The sequence below is a fragment of the Streptomyces pseudogriseolus genome (assembly GCA_002154585.1).
In the GTDB taxonomy this organism is placed as follows: domain Bacteria; phylum Actinomycetota; class Actinomycetes; order Streptomycetales; family Streptomycetaceae; genus Streptomyces; species Streptomyces pseudogriseolus.
The window spans coordinates 1-12062 of sequence record MUNG01000387.1; the positions used below are offsets into that span (position 1 = coordinate 1).

Below are 12062 nucleotides of genomic sequence, written 5' to 3' on the forward strand. Positions count from 1 at the left end.
CCCCACGCGGGCGTGTGCGTCCCAGGTGCGCCGGGCGGCGAGCCGGTGCACGCCGTAGGTGCTGCCGGGGATGACGTCCACGGAGCTTCCGCCAACCTGAAACCGCAGGTCGAAGGGCTGGTGTGACGGTCTTTCGGGGTGCTCACGCTGGTCGAGGGCAACATTCTGCGGAATAGGTCATCTGGCAGAGCGGTCGGCTCGCTGGTTCCTGCCCGCTGTTGCCGGGTGGCCTTCTCCGATTTGGTCTGCTCGGGAACCAGTCGACAGCCCTGCCGCAGCAGACAGCCGGCCTACCGCGCGATCAGGACCGACGTTCACCCTGACCATCAGCGACCTAGTTTGGCCAGGGGACACCTACGAGAGCGACGGGGCAGGGCGAGTGGCGTAGCGCCGCGTGATGGGTGGGCCTGAGTTCCCGGTGGACCATGCCGTGCCGGTGTCGGACTCCGAGAACGAGGAGGTCTGCGTGTTGCGCGGCCTGGAGCAGGGCATGGTGTGCGGGGCCGTCGACGACGTGCCTGTGCACGACGACGCCGCTTTCGAGGGCCGTCCGGGCTGGGACTGCCGCGCTGAGGAGAGCGTCGGCTGCCGGTGAGCCAAGGCCAGGTGGGTCGTGCCGCGTCTCCTGCCGGCTGAGGGCGTGAACCGCGACCAGGACGCCACCGCGAGCATGTGCCTCGTGGAGGGCGAAGGCGACATGGGCGGCGTCGGCGTCGGTTCCTTCCCCGACACCGAGGACGACCTGCCGGTTTCCTGATGGAAGTCCTGGGGCAAAGTCGCCAACGACCACGGTGGGGCACCACGCGCGTTCTGCGACACCGGGACCGACGGAACCGGTGGACAGGCGGCGCACGAGGGCATGATGTCCGCGATGGCCGACGACCAGCGCGAAGGCGTATTCTCCCGCGTGGACCAGGACGTCGACGGGTTCCCCGGGCAGCACTTCGGCGTGGACCCTGACCTCGGGGCGGCGCTGGCGGGCCCGGGCTTCGGCGTCGATGATGATCTTTTCCAGTGCGGCGACTTCAGCTCGGGCTTCGGGGAGATCCTCCGCAGGGGTGGTGCCTTCGAAGCGTTCCCATAAGGAGGCGTGCACGATACGCAGGGGCAGGTTGTGCAGGGCGGCCTCGTCGGCGGCCCAGTCGAGCGCCCTCATGCTGGAGGGGGAGCCGTCCACTCCCACAGTCACTGGTTTGTCCACCGGCCACGCTCCCTTTCGTCACCAGTGAAACGACGGTCTGCGGTGTCCGCAAGCTGCGCGGCTCCCCGGGCGTCCAGATGGCTCCCGGTCAGCGCTGCGGTTCGCCGCGGCGGACGGAGCCCGGGGCGCGCGCACCGTGGTGGTCGGCTCGCGCGGAGGAGATGAGCTGCCAGGGCACGCTGATCACCATGACGCCGGGGGTGAAGCGCAGGCGTGCCTTGATCCGGAGTGCGGACTGGTTGTGCAGCAGGTTCTCCCACCAGCGGCCGACGACATACTCGGGGATGTAGATGCCGATCATGTCGCGGGAGCCCTCGCGGCTGAGAGAGCGTACGTAGTCGACGACGGGCCGGGTGACCTCGCGGTAGGGGGAGTCCAGCACCTTGAGGGGGACGTCGATGTCGAGTCGCTGCCACTGGTCTTCCAGTGCGCGTGCCTCGTCGCGGTCGACGGCGACGGTGAGCGCTTCCAGCCGGTCGGGCTTGGAAGCGCGGGCATAGGCCAGTGCCCGGAGGGTTGGTTTGTGGACGTTGGAGACGAGCGCGATCGCCAGAACACGGGAGGGGGAGGTGAGGTCGGTGTGCGGGTCGGTGCTTGTCAGTTCGGCGGCAGTGCGGTCGTAGTGCCCGCGGATTGTGCGCATCAGCAGCCACAGCACGCCGGCGGCGAGCACGGCCAGCCAGGCACCGTCGAGGAACTTCGTGAACAAGACCACCACCAGGACCAGGCCGGTGAACACCGCGCCGACCGCGTTGATGATCCTGGCGATGTGCTGGCGGCGCCGTAGCGCGGGGTCGCTCCCTGTGGACAGGACCTGGTTCCAGTGCCGGACCATGCCGGTCTGCGAGAGCGTGAAGGAAGTGAAGACGCCCAGGATGTACAGATGGATCAGGGCCGTGACGCTGGCCTGGAAGCCCCACAGCAGCAGGCCGGCGGTGACGGCCAGCGCCACGATACCGTTGGAGAAAGCGAGCCTGTCGCCCCGGCTGTGCAGCTGGCGGGGCAGGTAGCGGCGCTGCGCAAGGACCGAGGAGAGCAGTGGGAAGCCGTTGAACGCGGTGTTCGCGGCGAGGACCAGAACCAGCGCGGTGGCGGCCTGGACGTAGTAGAAGCCGATACTTCTCTCCCCGCCGAAGACCGCGGCGGCGATCTGAGCGATGACTGTGCGCTGCTGGTAGGTGGAGCAGTCCTCGCCCAGCCCGGTGAGCCGGCAGGCGTCATCGGCGATGTGGACCTTGGAGATGATCGCGAGGGTGGTGACGCCGACGAACATGGTGATGGCGATGAGGCCCATCGCGGCCAGGGTGGTCGCCGCGTTGCGCGACTTCGGCTTACGGAAGGCGGGAACGCCGTTGGAGATCGCTTCCACGCCGGTCAACGCGGTGCAGCCGTTGGAGAACGCCCGCAGGACCAGCAGCATCAGTGCCATACCGGCGAGCTGAGCGTCGCCCTCCTGTGGCCGGATGCCGTACGAGGCGCTCTCTGCGACCGGCGCGTCCCCGGCCAGGTACCGGAAGAGCCCGGTGGCGATCATGATGAGCACGCCCCCGACGAACAGGTACGTCGGCGCGGCGAAGGCCCGCCCGGACTCCCGCACACCCCGCAGGTTCACCAGCGCGAGCAGCGCCACGAAGCCCAAAGCCATCGGCACTCGCTGGGCGTGCAGCTGGGGGACGGCGGAGATGATGTTGTCCACGCCGGAAGCCACCGACACCGCCACGGTCATCACGTAGTCGACCAGCAGGGCAGCCCCTACCACCAGACCGGCCCTCTCGCCGAGGTTCGCGGTCACGACCTCGTACGAGCCCCCACCGCTCGGATAGGCGCGCACGACCTGCTGGTACGACAGCACCACCACCGTCATCAGCGCGACGACCGCCACCGCGATCCACGGCGTGAAATGCACATACGTCAGCCCGCCCAGCGTGAGCACCAGCAGGATCTCCTGCGTCGCGTAAGCAACCGACGACAAGGGGTCCGAGGCGAAGATCGGCAGGGCCACACGCTTGGGGAGCAACGCCTGGCCCATCTCGCTGCTGCGCAGGGCACGGCCGACCATGAGCCGCTTCGCTACCTCGGAGATCCTGATCACAGTAGCGAAGGTAGAGCGGCGACCTGCTGATCAGAAGGACCATCGCGCCGACGCACGTCAGCACTTTGTGTGCGGCCTCCGTCAGCGGTTGACTTCGAGGTTCGTCAAGACAAGCAGGGCGCGCAGAAGTCGGGTGGCGCGGGCGGGGTCGGTGCGAAGCTTGGCGAGGATGCGCCAGTTCTTGAGGTGGGCGAAGCCGTGCTCGACTGGCGCGCGTCCGATGGCGAGGACTCGGTTGGCGTTCCTCTGACCGGCGGTGAGCTTGTGGGTGCGGCTGGCATGGAAGCCCGTGACGATCACGGGGTCGCGTACGTCGTTGTCCAGGCCGCGGAAGCCGAGGTCTGCGAGAGCGCCGAGACCGGCGGCGCGAAGGTGGGCCAGGATGTGGTCGTGGCGGGCAGCGGTGTTGTCGTGGGTGCGGCCAGGCCGGGCGGCGGATATCCAGACCAGGCGTCCTCTCTCGTCGGTCAGGGCGAGGAAGTGCAGACCGTGGGTGCGGTGTTTGCCGGAATAATTGCGCCGGTCGGCCTTTCCGGTGCGGCGCTGGGTGGGTATCAGGGTGCCGTCGATAAGGACGACCTCTCCGCCCTGCCTGGCGATCTTCTTCAGGGCACGGTCCAGGCGCGGTGCCTGCACGGCGAGCAGTCCGATCAGTTCGTCCCGCCAGCGACGGACGGTGGACTCAGACACGTTGTTTCCGCCGGCCATGTCCGCAAGCCGCTGGTCGTGGCGCAGCACGGCCAAGACGATCACCGCGATCTTGCCGGGCGGCAGGATCCGCCACCTGGACCGGATCTCATTCAGGTGACGTCGCAACAGATCGGCAAGGTGGTTGACGGTGCGCGTGGACAGCGGCAGACGGCACCGGTAGACAAGTGAGCAGGAGTCCTGGGTGCGCTGGTTGGTTTTCTTCACACAATCCCAACGGCCGCCGAGGGCAATCTGGTTACGCCTGCGCCGCACCGCTTCGGGTGGCGGCGCGCTTGGTCACAGACGGGTGGTGAACCGGCCGTCGGGCAGTTTCCGAAGCCAGCCCCGATCAACGAGCCTGACGAGTCTTCCACGCAGCGGTTCCAGCTTGGACCGCACGGTAACGTCAACTCCGATCATCTCTCCGACCTGCCGGGTCATGACCGGGCCCGCAGCCTGTCGTACAGCGGCGAGAATGCGCTGGTAGTCCGGCGGGAGCATGGTCTCCCCAATGTCCGGCGTTCGGTGCGGGATCAGCATCACCGCTCGCCCACCCACCTGTCCCGGTGCCGGCGCAGCTGAAGCGCGCTCGTCGGCGAGCTGCTCGCTCACCCTTTCAAGGACCCGCTCAGCGATAGCGAGCTCGTCCCGCTCGGCCCGCACCTGCGTCAATTGTTTAGCCAGCTGTTCCTCGAGTTCGTCCAGCTCTGCACGTCGCGCTGTGATCCGCTCTAGCAGCTCGGGATCCATGCATCGGATCGTAGAAGCCGCCCGGCCCCAGCGGGCTGAAACCAGCGAACCGTCCGGCTCCGTCAGACGATCTACTCCGCAGACATCCGCCAACGACCAGCATGAGCAGCCTGAAAACCGGTCACACCAGCCCGTAGACCGGCGACTTCAAGTTGGCGGAAGCTCACGGCGGTCCACAGCGCGACGACGAGCCCCGCACCGATGGCGGCGCCCGCGTCACCTGCGTCCCCGCCGGGCACGAGCGCTCGGCGAGGCGTCGTGATCAGTGCGGCGGCGGCAGTGGGCGCAGGGCGTTGCCGACCGAGCAGCCGCCTTCGCCGGGCATGCGTTGGATGCGGGAGGGCATCCAGACGTTCGTCTCGCCGGGTTCCACGACGGCCAGGACGCAGTCGACCGGTTCGTAGCGGTACATCGGCGGGGAGAGCAGGATGCCGACGCGTCCGTCCTCCGTCTTCACCTCCGTGGTGATCTCCGGGTCCATGTCCAGCCCGTCCAGCACCCGCCGCACCTCGGCCTCGTCCACGCGGCCGCCCGCCGGGACACGCGGGAGCTTCGCCTCGAGCGCCGCGTACGGCACCTCGGGCGGCTCCGGAGGCGGCGGGAAGCGGAGGGGAGGGCCGTCGGGGCAGTCGACGTCCCGGGCCTCCTCGCCCCACTCCAGCGACGGGGACACCCGCACGGCGAAGCAGCGCCGCACGGTGATCGTCTGCGGGTCGAGTCCCGACTCGAGCGCCGAGCCGGACGTGCGGACGATCAGTTCGACACCGTCCCCGTCGTTCGTGGCGGTGCCCGTGACCCGCAGCACCTCCACCCCGTCCAGGACCGACGCCGCGTAGCCCACTTCCTCGGCCGTGCGCGGCAGCTGGCTGTCCAGGCGCTTGCCGACGTTCGTGGCTTCCTCACGTGCGGCGTCGGTCGCCTTCTCGTCGCCCGACTGGATCACCCCGCACCCTGTCAGGGCCAGCAACACCGGTGCGAGCAGCAGAAGTCGACGCATGCGCCCACCCTCCCCCGCGCCCGGCCCGACGCACATCCGTACGGCTACTCAGATCCACACGGCCACGCCCTGACCGACGTGGTTCTTCCTCGCGCTCACTCGCCCTGCCGGCCGTCACGGCGCGCGCCTGGCGGGCGAAGGTTCCGCCTCAGGGGGCGGCCGGAGTGGCTGTACGCGGCCTACGGTCACCTCGCCGCGTTGCGCGCGACCGTGGGAGAGCAAGGTCCGACGCCCTGACGCCCGATTTCGCCCGCCGTCGTAGCGACCCTGAACACTTCAGGAAGGGTCGTGATCGAAAGGGTGAACCCCCACGCAAATGGACATGAAGTCACTTCCGGAACAGACGCCCCCCTTGTTTGCATGATCTCTGCCGCGTCACGAGACGCGGGGGGCCGCCGACGCGCCTGGGGAGAGGCGCCGACCGCGGTCCGCAAGGGGGGCGAGAGATACGGGAAGGGGCTCGCGTACGGGCCCGCCGTCTCGCCGTACCCGGATCCCGTTCCGAGAAGGGTGAGGAAACACCGTGAGACGCATGACCCCCGTACTTCTGTCCCTCGCTGCCCTGCTGGCCGCCTCCGCGTGGAACGCGCCGGCCGCCGGGGCTGCCCCGTCGGCCGCCGGCCCGTCGGTGACCGTCCCCAGCGGCTGGGAGAAGGTCGACGCGGACGAACTGTCGGCCGTCGCGCGCGACGCCGACGCCCGCAAGGCGCCGCTCGCCGCCGGTGACGGCGTCTCCGCGCAGGCCGAGGAGCCCGAGCTGCTGGCCGTGCAGTCGCTGGTCAACGACCGTTTCGTCGCCACGGAGAAGTCGTACCCGGCGCCGAACACCGGTGTCCTGCGGGCCCGTTCGGACGCCTACAACGGCTCCTGGGAGGGCTTCGCCTTCGAGTGGGACGAGGCCACCGCCACGTACGCGCTGAAGTCCCTGGCCAACAACCGCTACGTGGCGGTCGAGAAGAACTACACCGGCAACGCCCAGAACGTGCTGCGCGCCCGCTCCACGAGCGTGGGCGGCTGGGAGCGGTTCGCCCTCTACTACAACGAGACCGAGGACCGTTACGCGTTCCAGTCCACGCTGAACGGCCTCTTCGTCACGATGGAGAACAGCCACACCGGCTCGCTCCAGTACCTCCTGCGTGCCCGCTCCACCGACATCGGTGGCTGGGAGCAGTTCGCCCTCTGGGGCATCTAGGGCTGACAGCTCTCGACCCACGGTTCTTGACCCACGGTCCCGTCCACCCCTCGTCCCGGGGTGGGCGGGACCGCGCGCTGGGGTGCGTGAGCACATGGGTGATTACATGTTCTTCACATCAACATCATCGTATGAACACCTTTCGGTATGCTCCGGATGCTCCATCCGCACCACTGAGGGGGGAACCTCATGCGTATCCGGCGCACCCTGACCGTCACCGCCACCACCGCGGCCGTCGCCGCGCTCGCGTTCACGGGGGCCGTCCCGGCGCAGGCGGCCGAGTACTCCTCGGTCCTCAAGATCAAGGGCGTGCGGTACGACGCCCCCGGCCGTGACTCCAACAAGTGCTCGGGCGGGAACACCAGGAACGAGTACCTGACGATCAAGAACTACTCGAAGAAGACGAAGGTCAACCTGAAGGGCTACAAGGTCAGGGACCGTGCCGGCAACACCTTCGTCTTCCGCTCGAACCACATCCTCGAGCCGGGTGACTACGTCCACCTGCGCGGAGGCCGGGGCACCGACTCCGACGGCGGCAATGTCGTGTACCGCCAGAACTGCAACTTCATCTGGAACAACGACAAGGACACGATCTACCTGTACCTGCCGACCGGCAAGCCCGCCGACATCCACGCCTACACCAAGAAGGCGAACGACAGGGACGGCAACGGCTACATCACGTACCACGGCTGACGGCACGCCGGCCTGAACCAGCGCGAAGGGGCCCGGGGCGGACACCGCCCCGGGCCCCTCCCGCCGCCGCGCGAACCCGGCGGCCCTAGGCGCGCCCGGGCACGCCGTCCTTCCCCCGCCCGCACCGGACCAACGCCACCCCCCGCGCGACGACGACCGCACCGGCCGCCAGCCCTCCGGCCCCCGCACACACCACCAGCGCCGGCCAGGCGTAGGCCGTCTGCGCCAACGTCCCGGCCCGGAACATCAGCAGCCCGACCAGCGTGCCGAGCTGTGTGAGGAACAGGACCGGCAGCGCCAGGGGCAGCATCCGCAGCGCCGTCCGCCACCAGGCCCGCCCCGCCCGGCGACGCGCCCACCGCCCGGACCGCAGCACACCCCGCACACCGAGCCCCGCCGCCGCGACCGTCAGCGCGGCCAGCACCCAGTCCGCCGTCATCGAGAACGGCTTCTCCACCTCGGGCCGCACACCCCGCGCGAGATCGACGAGCCCCAGGGTGAGCTGCGCGGCGTCGTCCCCGGCGAGCAGGCCGGTGTTGGTGACCACCGCGATGCCCACCCGGCTGTCCGGCAGCAGGGTCGCCGTGGCGTTGTGGGTGAGCAGCTGGCCGTTGTGCTGGATCACCTCACCGCCGTCCCCGTCCCGGTGGCGCCACCAGCCCATCGCGTACCCGGTGTCCTCCGGCGTCCTCGGCGGCGTGTGCGTCAGCGCGACGGTGCGGGCCGAGGCGACACGGCGGCCCTCCGCCGAGACACCTCCGTCGTTCTGGGCCGTCAGCCACCGCGCGAGATCCTCGGCGGTGGTGACGACGCCGTGGCCGCCCGCGGTGAACCACCGAGGGTGGGAGCGGGCGAACACGGTGCCGTAGGCACGGACGTACCCCCGCGCCCCGTCGGGCATCTCGGTCGTCGAGTCGACGGACACGGTGTCCGTCATCCCCAGCGGCCGGAACACCGCCGTGGACATCCGCTCCGCGAACGGCCGGCCGCTCACCACCTCCACCAGCCGCGCCGCGACGAAGTAGTTGGGGTTGTGATAGCGGTACCGGCTGCCCGGATCGGCGGCGAGGGGCGCGTCGCGCATCGCGGCGACGGCCTCCTTCAGCGTGTGCGGCTGCGCCCGCGTGAGATCCGGGTACGCGGAGTCGTCCATCCCGGAGGTCTGCGTGAGCAACTGCCGTACGGTGATCTCCCGGTGGCGTCCGTCGGCCATGACGAACTCCGGCAGGTACCGGACGACCGGCTGGTCCAGCTCCACCTTCCCCGCCTCGACGAGCTGCATGACGGCCAGCGCGGTCATCGCCTTCGACAGCGACGCGACGGGCACCCGTGTCCGTGCCGTCAGGTCCTGCCCGGACGCGGTGTGCCCGTACCCGGCGGTGCGTACGACGCGACCGCCCTCGGTCACGGCGACCACCGCACCGGGCAGCCCGGTTTCGTCCATGTAGTCCTCGACGAACCGGTCGACGGAGTCCGCGTCCAGAGTGGCACCGGACGGCGCGGCACCGGACGAGGGCGCGGCGACGGACACCGCCGGTACGACACCCACGGCGACAGCGGCCACGACACCGACCGCGACACCGGCCGTGGCCCTCACCATGCCCGGCCGACGACGGCACCCGCCGCCGAGAACAGAGATCAGCTTCATGCGGCCCAGTGCACCGCCCGCCGGCCCTCCGGCGCACGGGCGCCCACGCGAGTCCTGAAGGTAGTGAACGCACTACTGCCCCGAGCCCTGCCCCTCGCTAGGTTCGACGGATGCGACACCGGACCGCCTGGCAGGCGCTGGGCCAGAACCCGTTGAAGGTGCTCGGCTCCAGCTGGCCGTGGCGGTCACTCGCGTATCTCCTGACCGGGGTCGCCTTCGGCGCCGTGACCGTCGCCGTGCTCCTCGTCGCGCTCGCCGCGGGCGTCGCCTCCCTGGTGGTGCTGGTGGGCGCGCCGATCCTGCTGGGCGTCGCCCTGTCCGGCGTCGCCGTCACCCGCGTCGAACGCCGCCGCCTGCGCCTGGTGGACCTCGACCCCGTACCCGACCCGCACCGCGCGCCCGACGCGACGGGCCCGGCCGCCTGGGTACGCACCCGGCTGCGCGAGCCGGCGACCTGGCGTGAGCTGGGGTTCACGGTGGTGTCGGCGACGGCGCTGTGGTGGATGGACCTGCTGGTGCTGGCGTTCGCGCTGGTCGTCCCCGTCCTCGTCATCCTGTCGCCGGTCGACGACCCCGGCGCCTGGCCGCTGACACCGGTCGGCGTGGGCCTGCTCGCCGCCGCGCCGTACACGATCACCGCCTGGGCCGGCGCCCGCGCGGCCGTCACCCGCCTCATGCTGGCGCCCCGCGACGACGAACTGGGCCGCGCGCTCACCGACGTACGCGCCTCGCGCACCCGCCTCGTCGACGCCTTCGACGCGGAACGCCGCCGTATCGAGCGCGACCTGCACGACGGGGCGCAGCAACGGCTGGTCTCCCTCAACGTGATGCTCGGCCTGGCCGCGCTGGACGCCCCGCCGGACTCACCGGTCGCGGCCCGGCTGGCGGAGGCGCAGGAACAGGTCACGCTCGCCGTCGAGGAGCTGCGCGAACTCAGCCGGGGCGTCCACCCGAAGGCGCTGACCGACCAGGGACTGGCCGCGGCGGTGGAGAACCTGGCGGCGCGCTCCGCCCTGCCCGTCACGGTCGACATCCGCCTGCCGCACCGTCTGCCGCTCCCCGTGGAGACGGCCGCGTACTTCGTGGTCGCCGAGGCGCTGACCAACGCGGTGAAGCACAGCGGGGCGAGCGGGGCGCGGGTCCACGCCCGCCTGCACACCGACGTACTGACCCTGTCGGTCGGCGACGACGGGACCGGCGGCGCGGAGCCGTCGGCGGGAGGCGGCCTGGTGGGCCTGGCCGACCGCGTCGCCGCGGCCGACGGCCGCCTGCGCGTCTCCAGCCCGCAGGGCGGGCCTACGCTGCTGCACGTGGAGCTGCCGTGCCGCTGACCGTCGTACTCGCCGAGGACTCCCCGCTGATGCGGGACGGTCTGGTCGGCGTCCTCACCCGTTTCGGCCACGAGGTCGTGGCCGCCGCCGGGGACGCGGACGCCCTGACCACCGCCGTCCGCCGCCACCGACCCGACATCGTCGTCACCGACGTCCGCATGCCGCCGGACAACACGGACGACGGCCTGCGCGCCGCCGTCGCCCTGCGCCGCGACCACCCCGGCCTGCCCGTGCTGGTGCTCAGCCAGTACATCGAGCAGTCCTACGCCGCCCACCTGCTCGACCTGGGCAGCGACAGCGGCGTCGGCTACCTGCTCAAGGACCGCGTCAGCGCGGTGAGCGACTTCGTCGACGCGGTCACGCAGGTCGCGGCGGGCGCGACGGTCGTCGACCCGGAGGTCGTACGCCAGCTCCTCAACCGCCGCCGCGACCCCCTGCGACGCCTCACCCCGCGCGAGCGCGAGGTCCTCGCCCTGATGGCGGAGGGCCGCACGAACACGGCCATCGCCCGCGAGCTGTACGTCACGGAGGCGGCGGTCAACAAACACGTGAGCAACATCCTCCAGAAGCTGGACCTGCACCTGGACGGCCAGACCCACCGGCGGGTGCTGGCGGTGCTCACGTACTTGCGCGCCTGACCCCGGCGTTCAGCCGGCGACGTCCACCCCGTACCCGCGGGCGAGGACGTCGAGGCCGTGGTCGTAGCCCTGGCCGACGGCGCGGAGACGCCAGAGCGGGCCACGGCGGTAGATCTCGGCGAGCAGCAGCGTGCGTTCGGTGGTGGCGGCGTCCAGCGTGGCCCGGGCCACGGGCGCCCCGCTGCTGCCGGGGGCCGCCCCTATCTGGATGGCGCCGACCGTGCCGAAGGTGGCGGCGCCGTCGACGGCCGCGGCGACGACGACCTTCCGCGTCGCGGGCGGCAGGGACGCCAGGTCCAGGGCGATGGTCTGCTCGGCGGGCCCGCCGGTCAGCAGGCGCACCGTCCCTGCGGGGTTCTCCGGCGCCCCGTAGAACACGAAGTCCTCGTCGAAGGCGACCTGTTCGTCCTCGTCGAGGAGGAAAGCGACCACGTCGATCGCGCAGTCGGACCGCGAGGACCAGCCGGCGGTCACGTACCACTCCGGGGCGGGCCCGGCCTGCGGCATGGGCAGGTCGACGACACCGCCCCGCGGCAGCACCCGCGGCTCCTGCGACCGGAACGCCGCGGAGGGCAGGTCCGCCGTGGTGGGGGCGTCCAGCCAGCGCGGCTCGTGCACGGGGAGTTCGAGGGCGCCGATGCGCTTCATACGCCGGTCCTTCTCCCCTCCCGGCAGCAGGACGACGTCGGTGACGCTGGCGGAGAGGTTGATCGCGGCGGACCCGCCCAGCTCGACGACCCGGACCCGAGCGGCGGCGGCCTGGGCATGGACGCCGCCGAGCACACCCCTCGCCGGGCACCGCGTCCTCGTGCTCGGCGGCGGCCATGCCC

The 12062-nt window shown here is 70.9% G+C and carries 11 protein-coding genes; 4 read left to right on the forward strand and 7 right to left on the reverse strand.

Annotated features, from left to right (window positions below):
- Positions 1 to 334: 334 nt before the first annotated feature.
- The 5 genes from CCN29_RS28470 to CCN29_RS28490 all read right to left on the reverse strand — a co-directional run bounded on the left by CCN29_RS28470 (position 335) and on the right by CCN29_RS28490 (position 5730).
- Positions 335 to 1156: a universal stress protein gene (locus CCN29_RS28470; RefSeq protein WP_143661392.1), complete on the reverse strand. Its 822-nt coding sequence runs from the start codon at positions 1154 to 1156 to the stop codon at positions 335 to 337.
- 133 nt (positions 1157 to 1289) lie between these two features.
- Complete coding sequence (locus CCN29_RS28475; protein ID WP_033278178.1) at positions 1290 to 3260, reverse strand: APC family permease; 1971 nt, start codon at positions 3258 to 3260, stop codon at positions 1290 to 1292.
- 114 nt (positions 3261 to 3374) lie between these two features.
- Positions 3375 to 4208: an IS5/IS1182 family transposase gene (locus CCN29_RS28480; protein ID WP_006130399.1), complete on the reverse strand. Its 834-nt coding sequence runs from the start codon at positions 4206 to 4208 to the stop codon at positions 3375 to 3377.
- A gap of 72 nt (positions 4209 to 4280) precedes the next feature.
- Positions 4281 to 4733, reverse strand: a complete 453-nt coding sequence (locus CCN29_RS28485; RefSeq protein ID WP_006130400.1) for a hypothetical protein — start codon at positions 4731 to 4733, stop codon at positions 4281 to 4283.
- A 262-nt stretch (positions 4734 to 4995) separates the two neighbouring features.
- The gene (locus CCN29_RS28490; protein WP_086685452.1) at positions 4996 to 5730 is read right to left on the reverse strand and encodes a translation initiation factor IF-2; all 735 of its coding nucleotides are present in this window, start codon (positions 5728 to 5730) and stop codon (positions 4996 to 4998) included.
- A 532-nt stretch (positions 5731 to 6262) separates the two neighbouring features.
- Between CCN29_RS28490 and CCN29_RS28495 the strand changes: the two genes are divergently transcribed.
- Both CCN29_RS28495 and CCN29_RS28500 read left to right on the forward strand, forming a co-directional pair.
- Positions 6263 to 6922, forward strand: a complete 660-nt coding sequence (locus CCN29_RS28495) for a fascin domain-containing protein (protein WP_031060595.1) — start codon at positions 6263 to 6265, stop codon at positions 6920 to 6922.
- A 189-nt stretch (positions 6923 to 7111) separates the two neighbouring features.
- Positions 7112 to 7615 (forward strand): lamin tail domain-containing protein, encoded by a 504-nt coding sequence (locus CCN29_RS28500; protein WP_031018004.1) that lies wholly within the window; start codon positions 7112 to 7114, stop codon positions 7613 to 7615.
- A gap of 85 nt (positions 7616 to 7700) precedes the next feature.
- On the opposite strand, the gene CCN29_RS28505 is transcribed toward CCN29_RS28500, so the two are convergent.
- Positions 7701 to 9215: a serine hydrolase domain-containing protein gene (locus CCN29_RS28505; RefSeq protein ID WP_086685454.1), complete on the reverse strand. Its 1515-nt coding sequence runs from the start codon at positions 9213 to 9215 to the stop codon at positions 7701 to 7703.
- Between the two features lie 158 nt (positions 9216 to 9373).
- Here CCN29_RS28505 and CCN29_RS28510 point away from each other — a divergent pair, with 158 nt between their 5' ends.
- Both CCN29_RS28510 and CCN29_RS28515 read left to right on the forward strand, forming a co-directional pair.
- Positions 9374 to 10594: a sensor histidine kinase gene (locus tag CCN29_RS28510; protein ID WP_086685456.1), complete on the forward strand. Its 1221-nt coding sequence runs from the start codon at positions 9374 to 9376 to the stop codon at positions 10592 to 10594.
- Positions 10585 to 11232 (forward strand): response regulator, encoded by a 648-nt coding sequence (locus tag CCN29_RS28515; protein WP_086685458.1) that lies wholly within the window; start codon positions 10585 to 10587, stop codon positions 11230 to 11232. The genes CCN29_RS28510 and CCN29_RS28515 overlap by 10 nt, the downstream gene beginning before the upstream one ends.
- 9 nt (positions 11233 to 11241) lie before the next feature.
- Here the strand turns inward: CCN29_RS28515 and CCN29_RS28520 are convergent.
- A partial coding sequence (locus CCN29_RS28520) for a TerD family protein (RefSeq protein WP_143661393.1) occupies positions 11242 to 12062 on the reverse strand: 821 nt, incomplete at its 5' end.